27 protein-coding genes are annotated in these 25782 nt (G+C 65.0%); 15 read left to right on the top strand and 12 right to left on the bottom strand.

Annotated features, from left to right (window positions below):
• Positions 1 to 156 precede the first annotated feature (156 nt).
• The 5 genes from AC4ELH_RS19810 to AC4ELH_RS19790 all read left to right on the top strand — a co-directional run bounded on the left by AC4ELH_RS19810 (position 157) and on the right by AC4ELH_RS19790 (position 5769).
• Positions 157 to 1662 (top strand): M28 family metallopeptidase, encoded by a 1506-nt coding sequence (locus AC4ELH_RS19810; RefSeq protein ID WP_498886131.1) that lies wholly within the window; start codon positions 157 to 159, stop codon positions 1660 to 1662.
• Complete coding sequence (locus AC4ELH_RS19805) at positions 1659 to 3095, top strand: M28 family metallopeptidase (protein ID WP_064878227.1); 1437 nt, start codon at positions 1659 to 1661, stop codon at positions 3093 to 3095. The genes AC4ELH_RS19810 and AC4ELH_RS19805 overlap by 4 nt, the downstream gene beginning before the upstream one ends.
• An 84-nt stretch (positions 3096 to 3179) precedes the next feature.
• On the top strand, positions 3180 to 4247 hold the full coding sequence (locus AC4ELH_RS19800; protein ID WP_236734614.1) for a type III polyketide synthase: 1068 nt from the start codon (positions 3180 to 3182) through the stop codon (positions 4245 to 4247).
• Complete coding sequence (locus AC4ELH_RS19795) at positions 4247 to 4756, top strand: isoprenylcysteine carboxyl methyltransferase family protein (protein ID WP_498886128.1); 510 nt, start codon at positions 4247 to 4249, stop codon at positions 4754 to 4756. Before AC4ELH_RS19800 ends, AC4ELH_RS19795 begins: the two co-directional genes overlap by 1 nt.
• Positions 4753 to 5769, top strand: coding sequence for an NAD(P)/FAD-dependent oxidoreductase (locus AC4ELH_RS19790; RefSeq protein ID WP_498886126.1), 1017 nt, complete (start codon positions 4753 to 4755; stop codon positions 5767 to 5769). The genes AC4ELH_RS19795 and AC4ELH_RS19790 overlap by 4 nt, the downstream gene beginning before the upstream one ends.
• Here AC4ELH_RS19790 and AC4ELH_RS19785 read toward each other — a convergent pair.
• The gene (locus AC4ELH_RS19785; RefSeq protein ID WP_498886124.1) at positions 5750 to 7024 is read right to left on the bottom strand and encodes a uracil-xanthine permease family protein; all 1275 of its coding nucleotides are present in this window, start codon (positions 7022 to 7024) and stop codon (positions 5750 to 5752) included. The genes AC4ELH_RS19790 and AC4ELH_RS19785 overlap by 20 nt on opposite strands.
• An 18-nt stretch (positions 7025 to 7042) precedes the next feature.
• Here AC4ELH_RS19785 and AC4ELH_RS19780 point away from each other — a divergent pair, with 18 nt between their 5' ends.
• Positions 7043 to 7222: a hypothetical protein gene (locus AC4ELH_RS19780; RefSeq protein WP_498886122.1), complete on the top strand. Its 180-nt coding sequence runs from the start codon at positions 7043 to 7045 to the stop codon at positions 7220 to 7222.
• 33 nt (positions 7223 to 7255) lie between these two features.
• On the opposite strand, the gene AC4ELH_RS19775 is transcribed toward AC4ELH_RS19780, so the two are convergent.
• Genes AC4ELH_RS19775 through AC4ELH_RS19765 form a run of 3 tightly spaced genes read right to left on the bottom strand, consistent with a single transcriptional unit; the run spans position 7256 to position 9656 of the window.
• Positions 7256 to 8488 carry an APC family permease gene (locus AC4ELH_RS19775; protein WP_448444093.1) on the bottom strand — a complete coding sequence of 411 codons (1233 nt, stop codon included), beginning with the start codon at positions 8486 to 8488 and terminating at the stop codon, positions 7256 to 7258.
• A gap of 24 nt (positions 8489 to 8512) precedes the next feature.
• Positions 8513 to 9151: a PaaI family thioesterase gene (locus AC4ELH_RS19770; RefSeq protein ID WP_498886120.1), complete on the bottom strand. Its 639-nt coding sequence runs from the start codon at positions 9149 to 9151 to the stop codon at positions 8513 to 8515.
• Positions 9120 to 9656, bottom strand: a complete 537-nt coding sequence (locus AC4ELH_RS19765) for a flavin reductase family protein (protein ID WP_448444089.1) — start codon at positions 9654 to 9656, stop codon at positions 9120 to 9122. The genes AC4ELH_RS19770 and AC4ELH_RS19765 overlap by 32 nt, the downstream gene beginning before the upstream one ends.
• Before the next feature lie 125 nt (positions 9657 to 9781).
• Between AC4ELH_RS19765 and AC4ELH_RS19760 the strand changes: the two genes are divergently transcribed.
• Positions 9782 to 10447: a PadR family transcriptional regulator gene (locus tag AC4ELH_RS19760; protein WP_064878240.1), complete on the top strand. Its 666-nt coding sequence runs from the start codon at positions 9782 to 9784 to the stop codon at positions 10445 to 10447.
• 27 nt (positions 10448 to 10474) lie between these two features.
• On the opposite strand, the gene AC4ELH_RS19755 is transcribed toward AC4ELH_RS19760, so the two are convergent.
• Complete coding sequence (locus AC4ELH_RS19755; protein ID WP_498886117.1) at positions 10475 to 12178, bottom strand: 3-ketosteroid-delta-1-dehydrogenase; 1704 nt, start codon at positions 12176 to 12178, stop codon at positions 10475 to 10477.
• A 102-nt stretch (positions 12179 to 12280) separates the two neighbouring features.
• Between AC4ELH_RS19755 and AC4ELH_RS19750 the strand changes: the two genes are divergently transcribed.
• Positions 12281 to 13426, top strand: coding sequence for a 3-ketosteroid-9-alpha-monooxygenase, oxygenase component (locus AC4ELH_RS19750; protein WP_498886115.1), 1146 nt, complete (start codon positions 12281 to 12283; stop codon positions 13424 to 13426).
• Between the two features lie 2 nt (positions 13427 to 13428).
• Positions 13429 to 13707, top strand: a complete 279-nt coding sequence (locus AC4ELH_RS19745) for a ferredoxin (RefSeq protein WP_498886113.1) — start codon at positions 13429 to 13431, stop codon at positions 13705 to 13707.
• A 17-nt stretch (positions 13708 to 13724) separates the two neighbouring features.
• Here the strand turns inward: AC4ELH_RS19745 and AC4ELH_RS19740 are convergent, their stop codons facing one another.
• Positions 13725 to 14348, bottom strand: coding sequence for a TetR/AcrR family transcriptional regulator (locus tag AC4ELH_RS19740; RefSeq protein ID WP_498886111.1), 624 nt, complete (start codon positions 14346 to 14348; stop codon positions 13725 to 13727).
• 147 nt (positions 14349 to 14495) lie between these two features.
• Positions 14496 to 15425, bottom strand: a complete 930-nt coding sequence (locus tag AC4ELH_RS19735) for a hypothetical protein (RefSeq protein ID WP_448444080.1) — start codon at positions 15423 to 15425, stop codon at positions 14496 to 14498.
• A gap of 199 nt (positions 15426 to 15624) precedes the next feature.
• Between AC4ELH_RS19735 and AC4ELH_RS19730 the strand changes: the two genes are divergently transcribed.
• Positions 15625 to 16239 (top strand): TetR/AcrR family transcriptional regulator, encoded by a 615-nt coding sequence (locus AC4ELH_RS19730; protein WP_448444078.1) that lies wholly within the window; start codon positions 15625 to 15627, stop codon positions 16237 to 16239.
• A gap of 28 nt (positions 16240 to 16267) precedes the next feature.
• On the opposite strand, the gene AC4ELH_RS19725 is transcribed toward AC4ELH_RS19730, so the two are convergent.
• The 4 genes from AC4ELH_RS19725 to AC4ELH_RS19710 form a co-directional block, all read right to left on the bottom strand.
• Positions 16268 to 16711 carry a nuclear transport factor 2 family protein gene (locus AC4ELH_RS19725; protein WP_498886108.1) on the bottom strand — a complete coding sequence of 148 codons (444 nt, stop codon included), beginning with the start codon at positions 16709 to 16711 and terminating at the stop codon, positions 16268 to 16270.
• A 19-nt stretch (positions 16712 to 16730) separates the two neighbouring features.
• The gene (locus AC4ELH_RS19720; RefSeq protein ID WP_498886106.1) at positions 16731 to 17513 is read right to left on the bottom strand and encodes an SDR family NAD(P)-dependent oxidoreductase; all 783 of its coding nucleotides are present in this window, start codon (positions 17511 to 17513) and stop codon (positions 16731 to 16733) included.
• A gap of 17 nt (positions 17514 to 17530) precedes the next feature.
• Positions 17531 to 18607 carry a hypothetical protein gene (locus AC4ELH_RS19715; RefSeq protein WP_448444072.1) on the bottom strand — a complete coding sequence of 359 codons (1077 nt, stop codon included), beginning with the start codon at positions 18605 to 18607 and terminating at the stop codon, positions 17531 to 17533.
• 131 nt (positions 18608 to 18738) lie between these two features.
• Positions 18739 to 19356: a TetR/AcrR family transcriptional regulator C-terminal ligand-binding domain-containing protein gene (locus AC4ELH_RS19710; RefSeq protein WP_448444070.1), complete on the bottom strand. Its 618-nt coding sequence runs from the start codon at positions 19354 to 19356 to the stop codon at positions 18739 to 18741.
• Between the two features lie 203 nt (positions 19357 to 19559).
• Here AC4ELH_RS19710 and AC4ELH_RS19705 point away from each other — a divergent pair, with 203 nt between their 5' ends.
• The 5 genes from AC4ELH_RS19705 (at position 19560) to AC4ELH_RS19685 (ending at position 23411) form a co-directional block, all read left to right on the top strand.
• Positions 19560 to 19955 carry a VOC family protein gene (locus tag AC4ELH_RS19705; protein WP_448444068.1) on the top strand — a complete coding sequence of 132 codons (396 nt, stop codon included), beginning with the start codon at positions 19560 to 19562 and terminating at the stop codon, positions 19953 to 19955.
• A 124-nt stretch (positions 19956 to 20079) separates the two neighbouring features.
• Positions 20080 to 20592, top strand: coding sequence for a TetR/AcrR family transcriptional regulator (locus tag AC4ELH_RS19700; RefSeq protein WP_498886103.1), 513 nt, complete (start codon positions 20080 to 20082; stop codon positions 20590 to 20592).
• Positions 20593 to 20693: 101 nt separating this feature from the next.
• Entirely contained in the window at positions 20694 to 21569 is an 876-nt protein-coding gene (locus tag AC4ELH_RS19695; RefSeq protein WP_498886102.1) for a phytanoyl-CoA dioxygenase family protein, read from the top strand.
• Complete coding sequence (locus AC4ELH_RS19690) at positions 21566 to 22495, top strand: LLM class flavin-dependent oxidoreductase (RefSeq protein WP_448444062.1); 930 nt, start codon at positions 21566 to 21568, stop codon at positions 22493 to 22495. Before AC4ELH_RS19695 ends, AC4ELH_RS19690 begins: the two co-directional genes overlap by 4 nt.
• A 43-nt stretch (positions 22496 to 22538) precedes the next feature.
• Positions 22539 to 23411 (top strand): phytanoyl-CoA dioxygenase family protein, encoded by an 873-nt coding sequence (locus AC4ELH_RS19685; protein ID WP_448444060.1) that lies wholly within the window; start codon positions 22539 to 22541, stop codon positions 23409 to 23411.
• Here the strand turns inward: AC4ELH_RS19685 and AC4ELH_RS19680 are convergent.
• On the bottom strand, positions 23404 to 25782 hold the full coding sequence (locus AC4ELH_RS19680; protein WP_498886099.1) for a PEP/pyruvate-binding domain-containing protein: 2379 nt from the start codon (positions 25780 to 25782) through the stop codon (positions 23404 to 23406). The two genes, AC4ELH_RS19685 and AC4ELH_RS19680, sit on opposite strands and share 8 nt — an antisense overlap.

Below are 25782 nucleotides of genomic sequence, written 5' to 3'. Positions count from 1 at the left end.
TGTGCCATGACGCCGCCGGCAACACACAGAAACGTTGCGGTACTCCGCTCGGCCTGCTTCCCTGTCGGCGTCGGGGAACACGATGCCACCACAGCAAATCGCCAGGCAACCGATTTATCGGTCTGGCAGTTCGGGACAGCAGCTACCGTGGGTGCAATGCGACGTACTTCGACGGGGGCAGTTCTGGGCGCGCTGGCGCTGACCATGGGGCTCGCCGGCTGTGATGCAAAGACCGAACTGCAGACCGACGGGCAGGCGTCCCGGGAGTCGTCATCGTCGGCGGTGGTGTTCGCCGACCAGTTGCGTGCGCAGGTGTCGACCGACGCGATGATGGGGCATCTGGGCAAGCTCCAGGAGATTGCCAACGCACACGACGGCAACCGTGCGCTGGGCACCCCGGGGTACGACGCGAGCGTGGACTACGTCGCCGGTGCGCTGCGCGACAAGGGATTTGACGTGGAAACCCCGGAGTTCGAGGTGAAGCTCCCGTTCGCCGAGGACCCCCAGGTGACCGTCGGTGGCCAGCCTGTCACCGCCAAGCCGCTCGAGTTCACCATCGGCACGGCCCAGGAAGGGGTGTCCGCACCGCTGGTGCCTGCCAAGGTGGAGGACACGCCGGGATGCGAGGCCGCTGACTACGACGGTCTACCCGTTGCCGGTGCCGTCGTGCTGGTCGACCGTGGCTCGTGCCCGTTCGCCGACAAGCAGGCCGCGGCCGCCGAGCGCGGCGCCGTCGCGATGATCGTCGTCAACACCAACAACGACGAGAAGATGGGCGGCACGCTGGGCCGCAACACCGACGTGAAGATCCCGGTGGTCAGCGTGACGAAGGACGAAGGCACCCGGTTGCGCAACGCGCCCGGCCCCACCACGATCAAGCTCGTCGCCGGGGTGCGCGTCGAGCACACCCGCAACATCATCGCCCAGACCAAGACCGGATCGACCTCCGACGTGGTCATGGTCGGGGCGCACCTCGACAGCGTGCCGGAGGGCCCCGGGATCAACGACAACGGTTCCGGTGTGGCTGCCGTACTGGAAACCGCTTTGCAGTTGGGCGATTCGCCCGAGGTGGCCAATGCCGTGCGGTTCGGCTTCTGGGGAGCCGAGGAGGAAGGTTTGCTCGGCTCGACCAACTACGTCCAGTCCCTCGACACCGAAGCGCTCAAGGACATTGCCATGTACCTGAACTTCGACATGCTCGGCTCGCCCAACGCGGGCTACTTCACCTACGACGGTGACCAGTCCGCACCGCTGGACGAGCAGGGCCGTCCGCGTGTTCCCGAGGGCTCGGCGGGTATCGAGCGCACGCTGTCGACTTATCTGAAAGAGGCGGGAAAGACGCCGCGCGACACCAGTTTTGACGGCCGGTCGGACTACGACGGGTTCACCATGGCCGGGGTTCCTGCAGGTGGGTTGTTCTCGGGTGCCGAGGACAAGATGAACGCCGAGGAGGCGAAACTGTGGGCCGGTGAGGCGGATAAACCGTTCGACCCGAACTATCACAAGAGCACCGATACCCTTGACCACGTGAACCGGGATGCTCTGCAGATACATGGTGAGGGAGTCGCATTTGCTGTCGGGCTGTATGCCCAAGATCAGCGGGGCCGCAACGGTTTACCGGTCCGCGCAGACCGCACGCGCCACCAGATCAACGCGCAGTGAGGGCGCGTCGACTCGCTGCTCTACTGCTCGGTGCCGCGCTCGCGGGTTGCTCGGCCCAGTCGGTGCCGACACCGGTCGAGCCCCAGGACCTGGCGGGCAAGATCACCGTCGACGCCATGTTCACCCATCTGCGCAAGTTGCAGGAGATCGCCGACAGTCATGACGGCAACCGGGCGGTCGGCAGCTCCGGATACGACGCGAGCGTCGACTACGTGGCACAGCTGCTGCGGGACAAGGGTTTCGACGTGCAGACACCCGAGTTCGAGCGGATGGGTTCGATGCGCGGGGGTAAGCCGGAGCTGAGCGTGTCCGGGCGCAGCTACCCGGTGGACCAGGCGTCGATGCTGGTGATGACGGAACCGGGCGGGCTCACTGCGCCTACGTTGCACCCGGTCAAACCCTCGGGATGTACGGCAGCCGACTACGGCTCGGTCAACATCAAGGGCGCCATTGCGGTTGTGGACGACACCGGCTGTTCTGTTGTGGTCAAACAGAACACCGCGTTGGACAAGGGTGCGGTGGGATTGCTGGTGGTCAACCGTGGGCGCCAGCCCGCTCCGGGTGGGTTGTTCAGCACCGGCTACTACCGGCACCTCACCGTGCCGGTCGGCGTCATCGACGAAACCGCAGATGCGGCACTGCTGGGCACCAGCGCCCCGGTTCGACTGACCCTCGACGGCAAAGCCGACATGGTCAAGTCTCGCAACGTGACCGCGCAGACGAAGACCGGTTCGGCGTCGGACGTGGTGCTCGTCGGCGCACACCTGGACAGTGTGGGTGGCGGCCCCGGTATCAACGACAACGGGTCCGGCGTGGCAGCCGTGCTGGAAACCGCGCTGCAGCTGGGTAGTTCGCCGGCGGCGACCAATGCGGTGCGGTTCGCGTTCTGGGGTGCCGAGGAGATGGGGCTGGAAGGGTCGACGCAGTACGTGCGCAACCTGCCGCTGGACCAACTTGACGACCTCGCGCTGTACCTGAACTTCGACATGGTCGGCTCGCCCAACGCGGGGTTCTTCACCTACGACGGCGACCAGTCCGGCCAGGCCACCGATCCCAAGCCGATTCCCGAGGGCTCGGCCGGGATCGAACGGACCATGGCGGGATATCTCAACCTTGCCGGGGTGCGGCCCGCGGACATGCCGATCGGCATCAACTCCGACTACCATCCGCTGCTGCAGGCCGGGGTGCCGATCGGTGGCACGACGACCGGATCGTCGCAGCGCAAGACCGAGGTGCAGGCCCGGTTGTGGGGTGGGCGGGCCGGGGTGGCCTTCGATCCGAACTATCACACGCGCCGAGACACCATCGACAACGTCGATGCACGCGCGCTGGGGATCATGGGATCGGCGATCGCATTCACCGTCGGCACGTACGCCCGGTCCATCGAGGGCCCCAACGGTGTGCCCGCGCGTGACAAGCGTCATCGCGGTTGATCCGTGAGCTGATTCACAGGCAGGTCGTTTGAACCGCAGAGGGTAGACCCCCGTTGTACGGGTATGGGAATTAACGTCGCGAGAATGCCCAGCCACAGCACCATTGCCGGTGTCCACGCTGTACTGCCCCCGCACCGATATACCCAGGACGAGGTCACCAGCGCACTGCTGGACATTCCCGGATATGCCGAATCCGAGGACGTGGTGCGCGCGCTGCACAAGAGCGCGAAAGTGAACAGCAGGTATCTGGTGCTCCCGCTCGAGGAATACGCCCGGCTCGATGACTTCGGTGAGAGCAACAGCCTGTTCATCGAACACGCAACCGAACTGGGCTGCGCCGCACTCTCCGGCGCGCTCGACGATGCGGGTTTGCGCCCGCAGGATGTCGACCTGATCGTCACCACCACTGTCACCGGCGCCGTGGTCCCTTCACTGGACGCCAGGATCGCCGGGCGCCTCGGCCTGCGGCCGGATGTGCGCCGCATCCCGATCTTCGGGCTGGGTTGTGTGGCCGGCGCCGCAGGCATCGCCCGGCTCAACGACTATCTGCGCGGTGCGCCCGACAAGGTGGCGGTCCTGGTGTCGGTGGAATTGTGTTCGCTGACGCGCAAACACAATCCCTCCATGCCGACGCTGGTGGCCGGCGCGCTGTTCGGTGACGGTGCTGCCGCGGTGGTCGCGGTCGGCGAGGAACGGGCCAGGAAGCTGAACCCGACCGGGCCCGATGTGCTGGATTCCCGTAGCCATCTCTACCCGGATTCGTTGCACGCCATGGGCTGGGACATCGGTTCGGACGGTTTCGAGATCGTGCTCAGTGCGGAGGTGCCGAGCTTCGTGGGCCGTTACCTCGGAGACGATGTCGCCGGGTTCCTCGGGGACCACGGCCTTTCCGTCGACGACGTATCCGCTTGGGTGAGTCATCCGGGTGGACCGAAGGTGATCGAGGCGATCATCGAAACCCTCGGATTACCTGAGGATGCACTGGATCTCACCTGGCAGTCTCTCGCCGACGTCGGCAATCTGTCGTCGTCCTCGGTGCTGCACGTCCTGCGCGACACTATCCGCAAACGGCCGGAGTCGGATACGCCCGGGGTGATGATGGCCATGGGCCCGGGTTTCTGCTCCGAACTCGTCCTGCTGCGCTGGCGCTGATGACGGCCAAGAGATTCACCGCGCTGATCGTCCTCGTCGCCGCCGAGCGGGTACTCGAGCTGGTCGTGTCGAAACGCAACCTGAAGTGGAGTATCGCCCAGGGTGGCAAGGAATTCGGGGCCGAGCACTATCCGGTGATGGTGGCGCTGCACAGCGCCCTGCTGGTGGGCGCGGTGGCGGAGGCCCGCAGGCGTAGGTCGTCGCCCATATTCGGCCGGATCATGGTGGGGGTCGTACTCGCCGCTCAGGCGCTGCGCTGGTGGTGTATCACCACGCTGGGCAGGCAGTGGAACACCAGGGTCGTGGTCGTACCCGGCGCCACGCGCGTCGTCGACGGTCCGTACCGGTTGATTCCGCACCCGAACTATGTCGCGGTGGTCACGGAAGGGGCCGCGTTGCCGTTGGCCGGCGGAGCGTGGCTCACCGCTCTGGTGTTCACCGTGGCCAACGCTGCGCTGTTGGGAACCCGCATCCGGGTGGAAAACGAAGCGTTGCAAGGCTTGACGTGATTGATCTGCTCGTCGCAGGTGGCGGCCCGGCCGGGCTGGCCACCGCGGTGCACGCGGCGCGCGCCGGGCTGGAGACCGTGGTGGTGGAACGCCGGCAGGGCCCGATCGACAAGGCCTGCGGTGAGGGACTGATGCCGCACTCGGTCAGCCAGTTGCAGCGCCTGGGCGCTGAGGTAGACGGACGGGCCTTTCGGGGCATCCGTTACCTGGACGGGCGGCGCACCGCAGAGGCCAGGTTCCGCGGCGGATCCGGCTACGGCGTGCGTCGCACGGTGCTGCACGCCGCACTGTCGGATGCGGCGTCGGCAGCTGGGGTCCGGGTGGTCCACGGTGAGGTGGGTGCGGTCACCCAGGACTCGAACTCGGTGAGCGCAGCCGGTTTTCGAGCCCGCTACCTGGCTGCCGCTGACGGTCTGCACTCGCCGATCCGCCGCTCGCTGGGGCTCTGCGGTGGGGAAGGCAGGCGGCGGCGCTGGGGGATTCGGCGTCACGTCCAGATTGCCCCGTGGTCGGATTGCGTCGAGGTGTACTGGGGACCCGACGCCGAGGCGTATGTGACCCCCGTCGGCGAGAACTGCGTCGGGATCGCGATCCTGACGTCCGAGCGCGGCGGCTTCGAGCAGCACCTGGCGGCGTTTCCGATGCTGGTCGAGCGGATCAACGGCCTTGAGCACGGCCAGGATCGGGCCGCCGGGCCGTTGCGGCAGAAGGTTCGCAACCGCAGTGCGGGGCGGGTGTTGCTGGTCGGGGACGCGGCGGGCTACGTCGACGCGCTGACCGGGGAGGGGATGGGCCTGGCCTTCGGCGCCGCCGAACTCCTGGTGGGTTGTGTGCGGGCCGATCGGCCCGGCGACTACGACCGGCAGTGGCGCGTGCTGACCCGCCGCTACCGGCTGCTCACCGCAGCCCTGCTGCACGGCAGCGGTTTCGGTCCGGTGCGGGCCTGCATCACCCCGGCATCGGCGGCGCTGCCGTCGGTGTTCGCCCGGGTGGTCAACGCGCTCGGTGAGTAGGTTGTGCCAAGTTGCCGAGGTACTCCAGCAGCCGCATGCCGTGGAACACCAGCAGCGCGGCGATGGATCCCAGCGCGATCCCGGTGAAGGTCAGTGAGCCGAGTTGCCAAGTGAAGTCGGCGATCCCGATGATCAGTGGGATCGCCGCGGTCATCTGGTTGACCGGTTTGGAGAAGTCCACGTGATTGGTCAGCCAGATCCGCACACCCAGGATGCCGACCAGACCGTAGAGCACGATCGTCGCCCCGCCCAGCACGCCCGGCGGGATGGCCGAGATCGCCGCTCCGACCTTGGGACACAACGACAATGCGATCGCCACCGCCGCAGCCACCCAGTAGGCGGCGGTCGAGTAGACCCGGGTGGCCGCCATCACGCCGATGTTCTCGGCGTAGGTGGTGGTGGCCGAACCGCCGCCGGCGCCGGCCAGTACGGTGGCCACCCCGTCGGCGGCCAGCGCACGGCCGATCATCGGATCGAGGTCGGTGCCGGTCATCTGGCCCACCGATTTGACGTGCCCGATGTTCTCGGCGACCAATGCGATCACCGCGGGCAGGAACAGCGGTAGTACCGCCAGGCTGAACTCCGGCGTGTGGAACTCGGGCAACCCTATCCACGGCGCCGCCGCGATCGCCGCGGTGTCCACGTCGCCGAGGACCAGCGCCAGCAGGTACCCGATCACGACGGCGCCGAAGATCGCCAGCCGGCCGATCAGCCCTTTGAAGAAAGCCAGCGTGGCGACCAGCAACACCAACGTCACCAACCCGACCAGCGGGCCCTTCTCGAAATTCGCCTTGGCCGCCGGGGCCAGGTTGAAGCCGATCAGCGCGACGATCGCCCCGGTCACCACCGGCGGCAGGGTCAGGTCGATCCATCGGGTTCCGATCAGGTGCACCACCGCGCCGATGAGGATCAGAAGCACCCCGACGGCGATCAAACCGCCCAGCGCACTTCCGGTCCCGTGGGAGGCCACCGCCGCGGTCACCGGGGCGATCACAGAGAAACTCGACCCCAGATAGCTCGGCAACCGGTTGCCGGTGATGAGCAGAAACAGGATGGTCCCGACCCCGGAGAACAGCAGGGTGGTGGCCGGCGGAAAGCCGGTGAGCACCGGCACCAGAAACGTGGCACCGAACATGGCCACCACATGCTGGGCACCGATACCGATGGTGCTGGCCCAATCGAGCCGTTCCCCGGGGTTGACGACGAAGTCGTCGTCGGTGCGGGTCTCGACGTATTTCCAACTCAGCGGAATCACGATTGTTGACTGAACACCATGAGCGGTCGTTGCGCATCCCAAACGTGGCTCCCGGGACTTGCGCAGTTCACCGACTACCAGCGGTCCTGGCTGCGTGGTGGCGTCCTGGCCGGGGTGACGGTCGCGGCGCTGGTGCCGATGGCCGTCGAGGCGCTGCGGTTCGTCGTCGAGCGGCCACTTGTATCACGCTGTTCGTGAAAGTCCGTGTCTTAACTGGCCACTCGGCGACGGTCAGTGCCGGCGCACGGCGTAGATCACCGCGCCGATCGCCACCACCGCAAGCCCGGCGAGCACCGAGGCCAGGGGCAGCGAGAAGGCCAGCACCAGACAGCCGATGAGGCCGGCGGCCGGGATCACGCGACGCCACCGGTTTTCGGGCTCCAGCGTCCACGCCGACACATTCGCGATCGCGTAGTACAGCAGCACCGCGAACGACGAAAACCCTATCGCCCCACGCAGATCCACCACGGCGGCCATGATGGCCACGACAATGCCGACCAGCACCTCGGCCCGGTGGGGCACAGCGAACCGCGGGTGGACGGCGGCCAATGCGTGCGGCAGGTGATGGTCGCGAGCCATCGCCAGCGTCGTGCGCGACACCCCGAGGATCAGGGCCAGCAGCGAGCCCAGCGCCGCCACCGCAGCTCCGGCCCGCACCACGGGTTGCCACTGCGGGGCGCCTGCCGCGGCCACCGCATCGGCCAGCGGTGCGGGTGCGGATGCCAGGCCGGAACTGCCCAGGACCGATAGCGCCGCGACGGCCACCACCGCGTAGATCACCAGCGCGATACCGAGTGCGATCGGAATCGCGCGCGGGATGGTGCGCGCCGGGTCCTGGACTTCTTCACCCAGCGTGGCGATCCGGGCGTAACCGGCGAATGCGAAGAACAACAGGCCCGCGGCTTGGAGTACACCGCGGGCGCCGACATCGTCACCAATATCCAGTCGGGAGAGGTCGGTGCTGCCGGAACCCGCGATGATCACCACGACCGCGGCCAGGACCGCCAGCACGCACGCGACGATGATCCGGGTGAGCAAGGCCGACTTCTGGATACCGGTGTAGTTCACGACCGTCAACGCCACGACGGCGGCCACCGCCACGGCATGTGCCCATTGGGGCCAGACGTAGAGCCCGACCGTCAAAGCCATCGCCGCACACGACGCGGTCTTGCCGACGATGAAACTCCACCCGGCCGTGTAACCCCAGAACTCGCCGAGTCGTTCGCGCCCGTAGACGTAGGTGCCGCCGGACTGCGGGTAGAGCGCGGCCAACCTCGCCGAGGACGTCGCGTTGCAGTAGGCGACGACGGCGGCGACGGCGAGGCCGATGAGCAGTCCGCTGCCGGCCGCGGCTGCTGCCGGGGCCAGGGCGGCGAAAATGCCCGCACCCACCATGGAGCCCAGGCCGATCACGACAGCGTCGGTGGTCCCGAGCCTGCGCTGCAGCCCGCCGGGCGTGGTCACCCCGCGATAGTAGTGCCGTGACTGCTATCCGGCAGGTCGGCGTGGATGAAAGAAGACACCTTCAGCGCGGACCGTGATGCCGTCCGAGGTGGCGAGGTGGCCGACGGCAAAAGTCTTGACTCCCTCTACCCGGTCGATGTGCGCCTCGGCGCGAACAGGTCCGAGCCGGGTCCCGGCTTCGTAGCGGAGGGTGAGTGTGCCGGTCACCGCAGGCCGCCCCGGCTGGTGCGCGGTTGCGCCGAGGACGTGGTCGAGCAGCAGCGCGCAGATCCCACCGTGCACGTGGCCGGCGGGCCCTTCGTAGGCTGCGCCGAGCGTCGCCTCCGCCCACACTCGGCCGTCGGGTTCATGGTGGACCACCAACGGTGGAGCCAAGGCATTGCGGAGCCCGATGACGGCGTTCCCCCACGCCAGTGACTGGCCGCCGACTGCCTGTTGGACGCCGAACGAACCAGGGATCAGCGACTGGCTGAGTTCGCCTGCTGCCGCATCGATCTTCGCTTTGGCGGACAGGAGGGTGTCGAGATCGGCTTCACTTCGGATGGTCGCATCGACGAGTCGGCGGACGGAATCGGTGATGGACGCGTAAAGCGCTTCTGGGACATCGGTTTCGCTGTGTATGGACAATCCCTCACTCCGTCGCGGAATCGAGTCGCCGGTCATCGAGGCCACCGTAATCGCCGCGGTAGAACAACAATGGCTGGCCGTCGTGGGCGCTCAACGAGGTGACGTGGGCGACGACGATGGTGTGGTCGCCCGCGCCGTGCTCGTACTCGAGGTCGGCTTCGATGGTGGCCAATGCGCCGTGCAGGCGCGGGGCGCCATTGTTGGCCGGGCTCCATCGGACTCCGGCGAACTTGTCCGCGCTGCTACGTGCGAACTGGGCGCATACCGCTTGCTGATGGTCGGCCAGGATGTTGATACACATCCGGCCGGAAGCTCGGATCAGCGGCCACGTCGAGGAGGATCGCGACGGGCAGAACGACACATAGGGCGGCTCCAGCGACACTGATGTCACCGATTGACAGGTGAAACCCAGTGGTCGCTGCCCGTCCTGACCGGTGATGACAGCGATGCCGGTGCAGAAGTGGCCGAGCACCGCCCGCATGTCCTGGGGACCTGGTCGTTGGGGTGGGCTGCCCAGTGTCGCAGTGCTATCGAATCCCATCGCTGCGTCTCCCTGATCTGTTGTCATCAACCAGATTCGTCGAGACATGGACCGCGGGCAACGGTGTCTCCCGGTCAGCGGTTCGGACGGACAAGTGTCGTGACCTCGATTGTTACCCTTGCACCATGGAAGAATCCGAGCAGGCAGCCAAGCCGGCGCTCGCCGCCACCAGCTGGGCGCTGCTCGGGTTGCTGTCGTATGAGCAAGAACTCTCCGGCTACGACATCCGCAAATGGCTCCACTGGAGCATGCGCTATTACTACGGCAGTCCGGCTTACAGCCAGATCTACTCCGATCTGAAGAAGCTGGAAAAGATGGGTTACCTGACCTCGCGGGTGGACGGGACCGGCACGCGAAACCGCCGGCTCTACAAGATCACCGAATCCGGTCTGGATGCCGTCACGCAGTGGGCCAGGAAGACACCGCCGGATCCGCCGTCGTTGAAGCACCCGGCGCTCATGCGGGTGACGATGGGTCACCTGAGTGACCCCGCCACGCTGAAGCAGATGCTGCAGGAGCATCTTGCCTACGTGGATGGGATGCAACGAGATGCCGCCAAGGAGGCCCGTTGGTCCGGAGCCGACCCAGCGTGGGCATATGCCAAGATCGCGTTGGATTGGGCGGATCGCTACTACGCGTCCGAGCGGGAACTCACCCTGCAGCTGATCAAAGATCTCGACGAAGCCGAAGCCAAATTCCCGAAAGTCGGTGAAGGCGCGAAGATACCGTGGCCAGATCCCGCCTACTGGTATGAGATCGAACGGAAAGCCGACGCCGAAGACGCCGACTGAACTCCGTCCTTCGGTATTTCGGGCCGGTTATCTTCCGGCAGCGTCGAGTGCGGCGATGTAGCCGTAGACCAATCCCTGCGCGATGGTCGCCCCGGCACCGGGATAGGTGTGGCCGAATGCGTTGGCGGCGGTGTTGCCGATCGCGTAGAGCCCGTCGATGACGGTGCCGTCCTCGCGAAGCACGTGGGCGTGGGCGTCGGCTCGCAGACCGCCGCACGTACCCAGGTCGCTCAGCACCATCTTTACCGCGTAGAACGGGCCTTTGACCAGCGGGCGCAGGTTGGGGTTCGGTGTGACCGTGGGGTCGCCGTAGTAACGGTCGTAGGCGCTGCGGCCGCGTTCGAAGTCGGGATCCTCACCGGCGAACGAGTTCTCGTTGAATCGCCTGACGGTGGCCGAGAAGCTGTCCTGCGGCACCCGCATCTTGGCTGCCAGCTCGGTGAAATTGTCTGCCTTGACCGCGATTCCGGCGTCGTACCAGGTCTGTGGGATCGGCATGCGTGGAAACAGTTCGGCGGCAAAGACGTAGCTGTTGCGGTACTGCTGGTCGAAGACGATCCACATGTCTTCGACCGGCGTACCGGCTTTTTCGAGCTCCAGGACGCGTTGCCCGAAGCTCATGTAGTCGGCCGATTCGTTGGCGAACCGATGACCGTCCTGGTCGACGATGAACGATCCGGGCAGCGATCGTTCGGCGAGCATCACCGCTGGGGCGGCGCCCGGCAGTGGGGCGACGGCGGGAAACCACCAGGATTGATCCATCAAAGTGATGTCGGCACCGACATCCTGGCCCAATCGGATGGCGTCGCCGGTGTTGGATTCTGCACCCAGGCTGAGATTGCTTCCCAGAGACTCGGATTGGAACTTGTGGCGCATGTCCATGTGGTGATCGAAGCCGCCGGCCGCGAGCACGACACCGCGCCGCGCGGTGACGGTGAACGTCTTGTCGCCATGCTCGACGACGGCGCCGGTGACTCGGCCTCCGTCGGTGACCAGCTCGGTCAGTGAGGTGTCGAGCCAGATCGGGATGCCGGCACGAATTGCTCCGGCGAACAGGCCCGCGGCCAGCGCCTGGCCGCCGGCGGCGTAGCGCCTGCCGAGCGCGAGCCCGCCGATGCCCTGGGCAAGTCGTTTGGCGATGGTGGGCAGCCCTTTTCGTGGCACCCGGCTCATCAGGTTCAGCCAGCGGTAGTCGGCACCTGTGGTCGGCATCGGAATCTTGACTTCCATGACACCGGGCCGCAGGTCGGCCAGGTATTCGCCGAGCACAGCCGTGTTGAACGGGCGACATTCACAAGTGCGCCCCGCCGCCGATCCACCGGGTGCCTCGGGGTGATAGTCGGAGTACTCCTTGGCCCAGAACAGCTTCATGGGCGTGGTTCGGCGCAACATTTCGACCGTTGCCGGCAGGTTGTCGAGGTATGCGGCGGAACGCTCCTGTGGCGCGGAATCCCCGACGACCGATTCCAGGTACGTGTGTGCCCGAGACGCGGGGTCGTTGCCGCCGCAGTCCTCGATCACCGGGCTCGACGGCAACCAGAGCGCACCACCGGATCGGGCCGTCGAGCCGCCGACGTAGGACGACTTCTCGACGACGAGAACGGACAACCCCTGCTCGCGGGCTGCCAGGGCGGCGGCGAGGCCGGTACCGGATCCGACGACGAGAAGGTCTACGTCGGTGGCGGCAACGGGCAGCCCGGCGGGAATGGTCTTGTGGGTGGTGGCGGTCACGACCGAAGACGATAGGGCGACAACCGGCAAAGTTGATTCTGGTCTCCTGTTGAGCGGAACACTGACCTTCCCGCCGGTGCGTCATCGCAGTTCAATGGGGCCATGACGACGCACGCAGATACCGACGAAATTCGGTTGATCGAGGCCGGTTCGGTACCCACCAGATTCGCCCGCGGCTGGCACTGCCTGGGGCTGGTCCGCGAATTCGGTGATGGAAAGCCTCACCAGATCAACGCCTTCGGGCAGAAGCTGGTGGTGTTCCGGGGGGAGGACGGCGCCATCAACGCGCTCGACGGGTACTGCCGGCATATGGGCGGGGACCTCTCGCAGGGGACGGTGAAGGGCAACGAGATCGCTTGCCCGTTCCACGATTGGCGCTGGGGCGGCGACGGCCGCTGCAAGATGGTGCCCTACAGCAAGCGCACCCCCCGATTGGCGAGAACCGCGGCCTGGCCCACGATGGAGCAGGACGGCATGCTGTTCGTCTGGAATGACCCCGAGCGCAAGCCGCCGCCGGCGGATGTGACTATTCCGCGCATCGAGGGGGCCACCAGCGATGGGTGGACCGAATGGCACTGGTACACGACGGTCGTCAACACAAACTGCCGCGAGATCATCGACAACGTCGTCGACATGGCGCATTTCTTCTACATCCACGGTTCGCTTCCCACGCATTTCAAGAACATTTTCGAAGGCCAAGTCGCGACTCAGTACATGAAGAGTGCGGGCCGGCCGGATATCGGCGATCCCGAGGGGTCCAAGCTGCTCGGCACCACCTCGCTGGCCGCCTACCATGGCCCGTCGTTCATGATCGATGATCTGACCTATCACTACCAGGAGTTCGACCAGCGCACGGTCTTGATCAACTGCCACTACCCGATCGACGCCAATTCTTTTGTGCTGCAGTACGGCATCGTGGTGGAAAAGAATGCTGCCATGCCGGAGGAACTCGCCATGGAGACCGCCATCGCACTCGGCGACTTCGTCAAGATGGGATTTGAGCAGGACGTCGAGATCTGGCGCAACAAGACCCGGATCGACAATCCGCTGCTCGTGGAAGAGGACGGGCCGGTGTACCAGCTGCGGCGCTGGTATGAGCAGTTCTATGTCGATGCGGCGGACGTCGCGCCGGACATGGTGGACCGCTTCGAATTCGAGCTGGACACCACCCGGCCGTATGAGGCTTGGATGAGGGAAGTCGAAGCCAATCTCGCTGCCCGCGCCGCTACCTCCGGGTCCGTGGGGTGAAGATGGCTGTCCGCCCGGACAATCGTCTCGACGACGCGCCGATGACGCCGGTGACCTGCGCGCGCTGTGGCGCCGGCGTCGAGGTGCGCAAGAGCAGCTGGAACCAGACCAGCGTTCAGTGGACCGGTAATGCCCTGGCCCGCTGCGAGGAGCGTTGCACAGCGGCACAATTGGTCGGCAACAGTGGGAACGGGTTGTTCCTCGCCTGCTCGGCGTTGGGTGTTTCCATCGTCGACGCAGTGAGTTCGGGAGCGTTGCGGGTCGTCGACGAGACGTCGTGAAGCCAGGAGACCGTCGGCTACCCCTTCAGGAGGCCGACGGTACGGGCGATCCGTTCTGACAGTTCCGCCACCGCGATGCGCTGCTGAGCGAATGCTGCGACGTTGGACATCCAGACGTCGGAGAGGATTTCGGCAGCGCCGATCTCTCTCGTTGCCGAATTTTCGCCTCCGACGGCACGAACAAAGATCCGAACGGTCTGCCGTCGCACCAGGTCGGCCTGGGTCGCAGCAGCGCCGTCGGCATAGAGGTACGGGCGAATCATGGCTTCGGCAAATTGTGGTGACGAGCAGAGCCTGCCGGTGAGTGCCAGGGAGACCTGCAGCAGACGCCGAAACGGATCCGTGTCGCTGGTGCCGCAACGATACTCAGTTTCGAAATCCCACAGCCATTCGTAAAAACATGCGAGCAGCAGGTCGTCCTTCGACGGGAAGTATTGGTACACAGTGCTGGCCGACATGCCCGCCGTCGCGGCGACTGTACGGATCTGGCATGCGTCGTAGCCCTGGAGAGCCAGTGACGTCGCGGCATTGACGATCCGCTCGCGACGGGCCATCTGACGCGCAGTGAGTTCTGTTGTCCCCGAGTATGATTCGGGAGTCATCAGGCACGTCGTCTCCACATTCAACTCAGATGACCTCACGATGACAACACTAGGTTCGCCTCAGCTGTTTGAGCACCCGTGCTCTCGCTGACCGGGCAGTCGAAATCGGACTGCATTACCTGTGTTGGGTTGCACAGTGCCCCAGTCGACGAGGCATTGCACGGCGACTGGGGCGCCGCAGGGTTCCTACGTAGACGACACCGGCATGATCGGAATCTTCTTCATCGCGCTGGCGCGGGGGTCTGGCGCGGCAGCTGCGGCCGCGTGGTTCTCGTCTCCTCGGGTGTAGGTCCAGACACAGAAGGGCTCGCCGTCGGCGAACTTGAAGTCCTTGGGCGGCAGGTTGATGGCGAGCTTGCAGCCTGGGAAGAACGGAGCTGAGATGCGTTGCTCGAAAGTGCAGTTCATCCATGCCCGCGCCGGTGGGTAGAGGCCCTCATCGGTGTATTTCTGGAGCACCTCGCACCGACGCATGTTCAGGACGACGTGGTCGGGGTTGTAGACGATGTACTCGCCGCCGTAGCCCAAGGTTCCGTCGATGCTCAGTACCGCCAGCTTGAGGAAGTCGACGACGTGCACAGGCTCGATCTTGAAGACCTTCGCAAGCTTCGGGTACTGGTAGTCGATGATGAGCTGGTACATGTCAGGTAACCCGAGCCAGACCTCCTCCTCTGGGATGATCTTCGTCCACTGGTCGATGAAGTAGTTGTGGCCCTTGAGGTATTGGTCCCAGTAGGTCTTGATCAACCGGATCAACGCCGGCTTCGTCAGGTCCTCGGTCTGAACATCGAACGGGATGGCCTGGTACTGCGCGTTCTTCCAGTCCCATCCCGGAGGCGCGATGAAGCGTCCCATTGGCATTACCTGTCGCATTCCTGCCCTGGAAACGTCGGCGGCAACGTCCATGGCGGCGTTGATGCCGACCTTCTCTGAATAGATCTTGACGTGGGCGTGGGGGACAAAGTTCAAGACATCTTCGAACACTCGGGCCAGGCCGAGAAGAAAGTCGCGCGAGAAGTCCTGGATGTTTCCGACCTTGCCCATGAAGTCGTGGGTGTAGTCGTCGTAGTTGAGTTCCTCGCCCTCAGCGGTGTATTCGTCGGTTTCGGTTGTCATGGATTCCTCCTAGGTGGCTGCCACGATTCGGTGGCAGATTCTGCCGATGTGGCAGAATCTGACAATGCGAAGTTAATGGCGGACGTCCAAGGGGCGCCGGTCGATTCCCGGTCACCGGGAGGTGCGTCGAGATGTGAGGCCTGGCATGCGCTCACCGCCGATATGATCGAATGCGCTGTTCAGAAGGGAGGAATCGCAGATGGAGAAGGCCAGTAAGCCGGCGACACTGAGTGAGCGCCGCGCCGAAGAGCTTCGATTCGACATCGCGCTGGCCGCACGCGATCTCTTCCTCGCGGAAGATTCGACCTCGGTCACTGTGGACCGGATCTGTACCGCTGCCGGCATTGCGCCGCGCACATTTCACCGGCACTTTCCGGTGAAGGAGGATGTGGTCCTGCCGTTGTTTCGCCGGTTCGGAACACTGAGTGTCGAGATGCTTGCGCATGCTGAACCGCACGGCGATGTTGTCGAGGCGCTGGTCGAGGCGTTCAGCACCGAAGTCCCCAAACGGGGAACGGTCGAGTTTGACCGCACCTTCATGGCGTTGGTGATCAACGACCCCCAGTACCGGCTGCGCTGGTTGGACTGGGGGCAGGACCTCATTGGCCCGATTACCGAGTTCTTGGCGGCCCGGTTCGACCTGGGCAATAATCCGAACACGCGAGAATTGCCAGCACAGTTGGCAATTCAGGTGTGTAGACACGCATATGTGCGCTGGGTCGCGGACGGTGACTTCGCCGGACTCCGAGCCGCGTTGCAGGTTGGCATGCAGATGGTTGTCGAGGCCCTGTCGATTCTCTCCAAACAGGGCTGACTCGCGGCTGATGCGGAGGGGAAATCGGTTAGCCACCAAAGATTTCCAGCGGACCCACATGCACACGGTTGGCCTTGATGCGCTCGGTGATACGCCAACGACCATCGCTGTCCCGCCGCCAGGTGTCGTGGTAGTCGCCCAGCGTGTAGAAGCGGGTCGACGGGTCGCCGGCCGCATTCAGGTGAACGTCGCGGATGTAGGCCTTGCTCGTGGCGGTGTCGTCGACGACATCGATGATGATGTTTCCCAACAGATGTTGGGTGGGGCCACAATTGTCGAGGAATCCGCGAATCATGTCGACAATCGCGGCAACGCCCACCAGGCGTCCGGTGCCGAAATCTCCTTCGACATCGTCGGCCAGGATCGCGGCCATCGCCGCCCAGTCCCGGTTGTCCATGGCGCGGGCGAACAGATTCAGCGCCCGTTCGACGTCTCGCTCATCGCGCAGCACCCTCAGGGCGACTGAATCCATGCCAAATTCCTCCCACTGCTCAGGCGTGCGCGCCGCCGTCGACGCGAATCTCAGTGCCGGTGATGAACGCACCGTCATCAGAGGCGACCATGGCGATGACCGATGCTACTGCGCCTGGATCCCCGAGGATTTCGCTTTCGGTGCCGTGCAACAGCGGGGTCTGCTTGGCCCAGAGGCCCAGGTCGTATCCCTCCGGCATCTTGTCCAGCGTGCTGTTGGCCAGGGCCGTTGACACCCCACCCGGCTGGATGTTGACCGCGCGCAGACCCTGCTTCGAGTACTCCAGTGCCAGTGAGTGGGTGAAGCTGAGGATGCCGCCCTTACTGGCTGCATACGCCGCCATGTAGGGGTGCGCGAACGTCGCAGCGGTGGACGTGAAGTTCACGACGACACCCCGTCCCGATTCCAGCAGCGCCGGGAGCGCCTGACGTGTCATCAGGAAGGTGCCGGTGAGGTTGACCGCCAAGGTGCGGTTCCACTCCTCCAGAGTGGTTTCGTGTGTGTGCGAACAGGTCTGCATCGCAGCCACATTGACCAGGACCTCAAGTCCGCCCAGCTCGGCCACCGCCGCCGACACCGCGGCGATGACGTCCGCCTCGCGGGAGATGTCGAGGACGGTCGTGGTGAGCCGCTTGGCGGTGCCGGCAGCTTCGGCGGCTGCTGTGGTCTTGGCCAGGCCGTCGGCGGAGATGTCGTAGGCGACGACCGTCGCACCTTCGTCGAGCAGGCGGGCCACCGTGGCCGCGCCGATGCCCGACCCCGCGCCGGTGACGATGACACGACGATCTGAGAAACGGTCCATCGGATGTCCCTTCGACATCAGGAGAGTTGAAAGGCGGAGATCGGAGCCTCTTCCGGGTAGCTGCTGGGGCCACCGAGGTCGTAGGCGGCGTTGAGCGCTCCGATGAACGCCGGGTCATGCAACGGCTCGCCGGGTACGTCGAGCTTGATGCCCTTGACCTTGAGATCGTCGACCATCATCCCGATGGCGCGTTCGATCGTGATGTCGTCCGAACCGTCCATGTTCTTCTTGAGTTCTTCGTAGTCGGAGAACACCTCGGCAGACCAGTGGACGAGGAACCTCAGCTCGTCGGTGTGGTGGCGGGCAATGACATCTTCGCCGTTCTTCAGCAGCCACTGGTCGCGGTCTGCCGGGTCGCCGGTGAACACGGTGTCGAACGCCAGGCCGGCCGGAACCTGTTGCTCCAATGGGCCGTTGGCTTCTCCGCGGTGCACCATCATCTCGTTCTGCACGACGACGCCGCGGTTGTTGATCGGCGGCAGTACCCGGGCCGGCGGCTTGAGCGGACCCTCGGGCCAGTAGGTGAAGCCCGAACCTTCGTCGAGGGAGAACCAGGTGATCACCTGAGCCATCTTGATCAGGTAGTCGGTGAACAGGCCGGACTTGCCCATCACGCTGCACAACCAGGTGGGGGCGTTCTCGTGGCGCACCCCGCGGAAGCTGGGGGAGTCCAGGTGCCCGGGATCGCGGTTGGCGCACGGTCCGTTGATGTTGAACAGCATCATTTCCGGCTTGGCGTACTCGGCGTTCCAGTAACCCTTGGCCTCCTCGATGAAGCCGGCGTTGTAGAAGCAGTCGTGCAGCTCGGGGTACAGAACGGCGCCGTAGCTGGCCAGGTAACCGCGGAACGTCGGGGTGAGGAACAGGTCCAGTGACGGGGTGAAACCCTCGGGGAAGGCGCCGCTCATGGTGGCCATCAACTCGTCGGCCGAGGCGAAGTGCTGGGCGATGATCAGCTTCCATGGGCCTTGGGTGTGGGCGACGTCGAGCAGTCTGCGCTTCTGGTCTTCGGTGTAGATGTCGGTGAGCTCGCGCGGTGGGGCGGCGGGACGCAGGATGTCGGACAGCTCAAGGCGCCGTTCGTCGGTCAGCATTCTTGTCTCCTAAAGGCTTTCAGCGGTCTCGCTCGCTCGAGTCTGGAGGCACTGCGAAATGTCGAACGTGGAGGTGACCGCTGATCGGGACACGAATTCAAGACGCCACCAGGGACGTAGCGGTCGTTTGCTCAGCTGCGCGCAGGTGCCGTTGCGCGGCAGACCAGTGCCACGAGGGAGTCGATCTCCTCGTGCGTAAGAGCTCGACCCTCGAAGAGGGAGATGGACACCGCCGGTGCCAACATCATCTGAAGCACGATGGCCGGATCCACGCCGGGGTCCACCTCGCCTCGGCCGATAGCGCGTCCGATCATCGCGAACCAATGGGGGAGATCATTCCGGTACCAGCCCATCATCGCGTCGTTCAGGGACGGGTATCGATCGGAAATCATCGTGGCCATGAGCCCGCGTTCGACGGGATCGGCTGCGAGCGAGGCGAGTTGGGTGATAAGCGCACGAACATCGCTCTCCCACGCACCGGTGTCCGGGGCATCCGTGCGGTGACGGGCATGGAATGCGAGGGCATCGTTCAGCAGCTCTGTAGAGGTGGGCCACCATCGGTATACGGTGCCGCGGTTCACCCCTGAGCGTTCGGCAACCTCGGCGATCGGCAGCTCGACCTTCCCCTCGGTCAGCAGATCCAGACATGCACGCATCACCGATTCACGGACCCGCTCGCTACGTCCGCCGGGCCGAACCCGTGACTTGCCAGCCGAATCCGTCGCGTTGCGACGCGTTGGCGTGCCCATTTTCCTCGACCTCGTAGATCCTCAGACTCTGCCGGGCGCCTGGCGCGCGTCGGCAAAACCAGCCTAGTAATGCCGTTGTCCTCGGTCTATGGAGCATGGCGCGGGCCCGCGATGTCGTCAAATCGCTGGTCCCGCGCTCGCATTAAAGCAACAATATGTTGCTATAATGGCCGCCTCCGGCTATCGAAGACAAGGAAGAACGAATGGAAATCGACAAGGCGCACTTCAGTCACACCAAGCTCGTCGTCGCCGATCTTGAGCGTTGCGCGGACTTCTATCGCGAGGTCTGCGGGATGGTCGAACTCGGGCGGGCCGAGGCGACGATGAACGGCCGTAGCGGCTCCGAGATCATGTTTGCGCCCGCCGCCGATGGCGGGCCGATGTTTGTCTTGGTGAAGTTCCACGGCGCGCCTGCGCCGCAGAGCGCTGACGTTCTTCTGGGCTTCATGACTTCCGATCTGGAGGCCTTCTGCGCGCGTGTCGCCGCCGCGGGCGGGCAGGTCGCGCAGGGAATCACCGAGATCCCCGAGCACGGCGCGAGGGCGGCCTTTGCCACGGACGTAGAGGGAAACGTCCTCGAAGTGCTGCAACTGCTGTAGGGCTGAGTCGCAGGTGGCTACGAGCGATGTTCGGCCCAGGGGGCCTTCCCGTGGGCGCATCCGACCGGGCGGGCGGAGTCAGCGGGTCCGTGAATCTGTTCTGTGCGCGTGTCTTGATCTGCTGGTGGAAGGGGCTGTCGAGCTTTCTGTATCCCAGGTTGCCGAGCGGTCGGGAGTGAACCGCGGCACGGTTTACCGGTGGTGGCCCACCTCGACAGACTTGCTCACCGATGCCGTGGCCTTCCATTGGGACTACCGCATGGCGCCTCCGGACATGGGCTCCTGGGAGGGTGATGTCCGCTGGGTCATGACCGAGGTCTCTGAACTGGTGGGAGAGCCTGTCGAACGGGCAATCATGGTGGCGGTGGCCACGGGGAAACACCCAGACTTCAACGAACTCATCATGGACGCGTGGCGGAGGTCGCTGCCGCAATGGTTCGCGATGGTCGAGCGCGCCGTGGCGCGAGGCGAGGTCCGCCCCGATGTTGATCCATATGGCGTCTTGACCCTCATGATGACGCCCTTTATCGCAATGGCATTGCTGGGCGGTATGGAGACATCGCCGCAGCGATTGGAGTCGTTGATCTCGCTGGTCTTGCGGGCCACTGTCCCCAACCTCCCGCTGAGTGGACACTAAAGCAACAAAGTGTTGAATTAAACGGAACGCCGGTGATACGTTCGCCCCCGACGGGCGCCCCTTCCATCTCGGTCGCCAAATCCTCGAAGAAAGGGATCTCTATGAGTGCTTCCAGCGAGTTGTCCACGCTGACGACGTTGCCGGCATCGGCCACCGCGGCCCAGATCAAGGAGATCACCGACCGCGATGGCGGGGTGATCGTCAAGGACGTGCTTTCAGCGGACTTGCTGGCACGGATCAATGCGGACGTGGACCCCTACCTGGTGGGGATGGATCCGGTCCGGGACTTCGGTGCTATGCCGGGCGGTGGCTTCATGCCGAACACAAAACGGCTCGAGGGTCTCGTGGCGAAGAGTGACGCTGTCGTCGAGGCGATACTCGATGACCGGTACCAGGGGTGGGTCGCTTCGGTTCTGACCTGGGGGACGGACCACCAGTACAGTGCCGGGCAGGTCATCGAGATCGGCCCGGGCGAGCCTGCCCAGACTCTCCACCGAGATGACCTCACCTGGCCGGAGTTGGCTGGTGGGCCGCACGACATCATGGCGAGTTGTATGTTCGCGCTCACGGACTTCACGGAGGAGTCGGGCGCCACCCGGGTGGTCCTCGGCAGTCACCGCCCCGACTGCGAGCTCGACCCGTTTGCGCTCGACGTCGACCGGGACACGATCCCGGTGGTGATGGAAGCCGGTAGCGCTTTCTTCTTCACGGGCAAGCTGATTCACGGTGGCGGCGCCAACCGCACCACCGACTACTACCGCCGCGGCATGTCCCTGACCTGCTCGCATGGCTGGATGAAGCCGGAGGAGGCCCAGACCCTGGCGGTATCCCTGGAACGAGCGCGGGTTCTTCCGAAGCGCATGCGTGAGCTGTGTGGCTTCACGGGCTATTTTCCGTACGGGGTGGATGCGGGGATTTGTTCGCACCGCCTTGACATGATCGACCCCTACAAGGTGCTCTTCGGCGAGGACCGTTGAGCACCGCACCGACGGCGGTCCCCGGTCTACGTATCGGAATGGGCCTGCCGACCCACTTTCCTCATGGACGTGAGACGGAGCTGGCGTGGTACCGCAAGATTGACGAGGGGCCGTGGGACGGCCTCGCCACGTGGGATCGCGTGCTTTCTCCGGTCAGTTGGTCGGTCGTTCCGCAGCTCGCCGCTGCGGCAGCGATGACGGAACGGGTGAGGTTGTGGACCGACGTCGTCGCGCTCCCGGTGCGGGAGCCGGTGCTGTTCGCCAAGGACCTGGCGACCATCGACGTACTGTCGGGCGGACGTCTGACTGTCGGGGTCGGGATCGGCGCGTGGGATGAGGATTACCTCGCAGTCGGTAGCCCGCTGCACCGCAAGCGTCAACGCATGGACGAGGCTGTGGCGGCGATGCGCCGGGTTTGGGCCCAAGAGCCTCCCGTGCCAGGGCACCATCCGGTAGGGCCGGTGCCTGCGCAGGACTACGGTATTCCACTGGTCGCGGGTGCGTACGGACCGAAAGCGCTTGCACGAGCGGCGAAGTGGGCGGACGGGGTCAGCGACCCGGCACATTCACTTCACTTCGACCCCGAGGAGTTGGCCGCGCAGCGGGAGCGTGTGGAGCAGGCATGGCGAGCCGAGGGCAGAACGGAACGCCCACACTTCTCCGCTCCGATCTGGTTCGCACTCGGCAAGGATCCGCAAGAACAGCTCAGAGAGCACGTCATGGACTTCTGGGGCAGAGACGTCGGCGACGAAGGAACCGATTCGTTCTTGACAGCCCCGACCGCCGGGACGTTGAACTGCGGAGCTGAGGGCCTGCTCACTGCGGTGAATGCCGCGCGCGATGCAGGTCTCGACGAGCTCAGGCTCATCCCGACGACGGCCGACCCCCAAGAGATCGACCGAGCGCGAGAAGTGCTCGGCATTTAGCCCGACCGCACGGTCGGAATACCTTCGAGAAGCGAGAATTTCAGTGAATCTAGAAACCTTGAGGCCTGACTGCGCCGTCGAAGATATCGTCGCGGCGATCGAGCGGGATGGCGCCTGCATCGTGCGTGACGTCCTCTCATCGGAGGAACTGGCGCGCCTCGACGCCGACGTGAAGCCACTGATCGAGCTGACCGAGCCCAGCGGCGACGAGTGGGCCGGACTTAAGACGAAACGCACCGGGGGCCTGGTTGCGCTGTGCCCCGCATCCCGTCCAGTCGTCATGCACCCGCTCGTGCTGAGTGCGGCCAATGCAGTGCTCGGGCCGTACTGTGAGCGGATTCAACTCAACTTGACGCAGCTCATCACCATCCTTCCTGGCCAGCCGGCGCAGCCGTTGCACCGGGATCGGTTCGTTTGGGGTGGGCGGGGAACCGGTTTCGAAGGCAGCGGAGGTCTGCCGCGATCGATCGAGCCACAGTTCAACGCGATCTGGGCTCTGAACGACTTCACGGCCGAGAACGGTGCCACCGCTGTCGTTCCCGGCAGCCATCGATGGGAATTCGACGGTTCGGAAGCGCAGCGTGCCGCAGAGCCGGGTGAATGTGTGCAGGCCGAGATGTCTCGCGGATCGGTCGTCCTCTACACAGGATCGGTCATTCACGGTGGTGGTGAGAACCGGTCGAGGGGGATGCGGATCGGCATGAACGTCACGTATTCACTGGCTTGGCTGCGCCAAGAGGAGAACCAGTTCCTGTCGTGCCCGCCCGATATCGCGAAAGACCTTGATCCCGACCTCACCGACTTGCTGGGTTACACGATGGGCAACTTCGCTCTCGGATTCTGCACGGATCCCAAGATGGAGAGACCTGCTTCGAGCCTTCCCGAGGCAGTTCTCGGACGTTGGCCGCTCAACTAGACGCGAGTCGAGTGATCAGGCCTCGGTCGCCGTCCACCTTGACGCGATCGCCGGTTTTGAGCACCTGTGTGGCCACCAGGGTGTTGACGACGCATGGCAGTCCATACTCCCGTGCGATGACCGCGCCATGTGATACGGAGCTGCCGATGTCGGTGACCAGTGCCGCGATCACGGTGAAGTACGGTGTCCAGCCCACGTCGGTGACGGGTGCAACGAGGATCTCCCCACGCTGCACTTCGCGTGCATCCTGGATCGATTTCGCCACGCGTACAGTGCCTTCCACGATCCCGCGGCTTGCCGGCCGTCCCGGGATCTGGTCGTCGGTGACGGCACCGGCTGGTCGGGCCAGGATGGGTGCGGGCCGTCCGACCGAGACGTCCTCGAACTCCAGGGACTGCTGGAAGGCCAGCGCATCACGGCGCTGCTGCGCACGCTGCACGAGGTCTGCGATGTCACCGTCGCCCACCACCAGGGGCAGCTCCGCGCGATCGAAGAAGAAGACCAGATCGGCATCGGGAAGGCGCCCGGAGTCGGCCAGCACCTCACCCAGGTGGCGGTAACCGAGCTTGAGTCGATGCGCCATCAGCGCCATCTTCGACTTGGTCTCCTCCCGTCCGCGGGCACCGCCCCGGGCCAGACGCGCAAGCAGCCTGACCGTCCGCGACCCCGGAGTTTCCACGCGTTTGCGAATTGGTCTCTCGCCGACGGAATCACGCGCAGCCTGCACCATGACCTGCATCATCGAGCCGAGCCCCTCAGCGTCCTCGGCCCACGCGGGGTCTCGCATGCACAGCTCGCGGTATCCACGGTGACCGTGTCGAATCAGGAACTGCCGCACCGCCGCACCACCGCGGCTCTCGCCGTTCCGTAGTCGGGTCAGAGCGTCCGACGGCGCCTCGGAGAGAAACCGCTCCGCGGTCACGTCGTCGGCGGCGATCTCTCGTACCACCGCGTGCAGTTCGTCGACCATCACGGCACTCTCGACGTCGCTGGCACCCGCCATGAGCCGGACGGCCTCGGCCTGACCCTCGTTCTCGTCGCGTCCGCTCTTGACGGCACTACGCACCAGATAGCTCTCCAGCACGTTCGCGCCCACCGCAGCGCGGGAGGAGGATCGAACGTGGACCAGCGTGACGTGACAGTACAGGTCGACACCGGACTCCAGCTGCTGGAGAACCGTTTTGGCGTCGCGACTGGTGGGGATGGGAAACCCGGCGATCTGATCACCGAGCCGCCGGATCGCCGGCCCGGCGGACAGCGCATGGGACGTGAGCCGAACCGTGTTGATCAGCTTGGAGACAAACGGCTTTGGTGGTTTTGCCTCCAGTTCGTCGATGACCCGCCCGCAGATCGACATCGAGAACTGCTCCAACGAGTTTCCGAGAATCCCCGAACTCAGTGCCGTCCCCTCGGTCATGTTCAAGAACATGTGTCCGTAGAAGTAACCCACTTGGAGCCATTGCCTGTCGTAGCGTTCCTGCGCCCGTGCCACCACCTGGGTCATCTGCATCGCGTAGTCGATCGCATGTCCGGACACCGATGCGGTGAGCGGACAGAACGCCCCCGGCATCATCTCGCCGATATTGCATCGTGTGTAGACGTGCGTGGGGCCTGCCACCGGGGTGTCCATCTCGTTGAGGTCCCCCGGCAGCGTGGTGATCGGCCGTGCCTGAAGCCAGCGCAGCTGCCCGGCCTGGTCGATCGCCCACTCCAGATCCATTGGCCTGCCCCAGTGCTGCGCCGCTCGCAACGCACCGGCGCGAATGTCGGCGACATCCTCGTCGGACAGGACGGGCTCCTCTCCGACCTCGCGCACCACCTGGGTGCCGTCTGACGTCAGCACCAAATGGTCAGAGACGGCGGATCCGTCGACGAGCGCTTCGCCAAGGCCGGCGATGGCATCGATGACCATGAGATCCCGACGGCCGGTCGCCGGGTCCGCGGTGAAGACCACTCCCGCCGCCCGGGCATCGACCATCTGTTGAACGACCACGTGCATCGTCGCAGCGTCTTGGCCGGCGTAGGACGAGGCTCGTTCGGACCCGACGGAGGCAACGCACCGGCGGACAGCCGCGACGAAGTCCTCGATCGAATCGACGCCGAGCACGGTGTCGTACTGCCCGGCGAACGACTGCTGGGCGCCGTCCTCTCCGGTGGCCGAGGACCTGACGGCCACCGGTGACGCACCTGTGTCCTGCATCCGGCTGAACCGGTCTGTCACAGTATCCGGAAGGGTATGCAGGGCAGCCTGGGCGATGACGAAACCCGTTGGGACGGATAGTCCGAGACGTGTCAGCTCGGCCAACCCGAGTGCCTTGCCGCCGAACCGGTCGTCGACGATGTCGTCGAACTCAATTGTTGTGGTGTGCAT

Source organism: Mycobacterium shunyiense (assembly GCF_058270075.1).
Note: the sequence above shows the minus strand (reverse complement) of the source record. Positions and strands in the feature narration are given on the sequence as shown.

Bases quoted from the DNA above. Each gene is read 5' to 3' on its own strand.
- AC4ELH_RS19810 (WP_498886131.1), top strand. From the start codon at position 157: ATGCGACGTACTTCGACGGGGGCAGTTCTGGGCGCGCTGGCGCTGACC.
- AC4ELH_RS19800 (WP_236734614.1), top strand. From the start codon at position 3,180: ATGCCCAGCCACAGCACCATTGCCGGTGTCCACGCTGTACTGCCCCCG.
- AC4ELH_RS19795 (WP_498886128.1), top strand. From the start codon at position 4,247: ATGACGGCCAAGAGATTCACCGCGCTGATCGTCCTCGTCGCCGCCGAG.
- AC4ELH_RS19780 (WP_498886122.1), top strand. From the start codon at position 7,043: ATGAGCGGTCGTTGCGCATCCCAAACGTGGCTCCCGGGACTTGCGCAG.
- AC4ELH_RS19770 (WP_498886120.1), bottom strand. From the start codon at position 9,151: ATGACCGGCGACTCGATTCCGCGACGGAGTGAGGGATTGTCCATACAC.
- AC4ELH_RS19765 (WP_448444089.1), bottom strand. From the start codon at position 9,656: ATGGGATTCGATAGCACTGCGACACTGGGCAGCCCACCCCAACGACCA.
- AC4ELH_RS19760 (WP_064878240.1), top strand. From the start codon at position 9,782: ATGGAAGAATCCGAGCAGGCAGCCAAGCCGGCGCTCGCCGCCACCAGC.
- AC4ELH_RS19750 (WP_498886115.1), top strand. From the start codon at position 12,281: ATGACGACGCACGCAGATACCGACGAAATTCGGTTGATCGAGGCCGGT.
- AC4ELH_RS19745 (WP_498886113.1), top strand. From the start codon at position 13,429: ATGGCTGTCCGCCCGGACAATCGTCTCGACGACGCGCCGATGACGCCG.
- AC4ELH_RS19735 (WP_448444080.1), bottom strand. From the start codon at position 15,425: ATGACAACCGAAACCGACGAATACACCGCTGAGGGCGAGGAACTCAAC.
- AC4ELH_RS19730 (WP_448444078.1), top strand. From the start codon at position 15,625: ATGGAGAAGGCCAGTAAGCCGGCGACACTGAGTGAGCGCCGCGCCGAA.
- AC4ELH_RS19725 (WP_498886108.1), bottom strand. From the start codon at position 16,711: ATGGATTCAGTCGCCCTGAGGGTGCTGCGCGATGAGCGAGACGTCGAA.
- AC4ELH_RS19720 (WP_498886106.1), bottom strand. From the start codon at position 17,513: ATGGACCGTTTCTCAGATCGTCGTGTCATCGTCACCGGCGCGGGGTCG.
- AC4ELH_RS19715 (WP_448444072.1), bottom strand. From the start codon at position 18,607: ATGCTGACCGACGAACGGCGCCTTGAGCTGTCCGACATCCTGCGTCCC.
- AC4ELH_RS19710 (WP_448444070.1), bottom strand. From the start codon at position 19,356: ATGGGCACGCCAACGCGTCGCAACGCGACGGATTCGGCTGGCAAGTCA.
- AC4ELH_RS19705 (WP_448444068.1), top strand. From the start codon at position 19,560: ATGGAAATCGACAAGGCGCACTTCAGTCACACCAAGCTCGTCGTCGCC.
- AC4ELH_RS19695 (WP_498886102.1), top strand. From the start codon at position 20,694: ATGAGTGCTTCCAGCGAGTTGTCCACGCTGACGACGTTGCCGGCATCG.
- AC4ELH_RS19680 (WP_498886099.1), bottom strand. From the start codon at position 25,782: ATGCACACCACAACAATTGAGTTCGACGACATCGTCGACGACCGGTTC.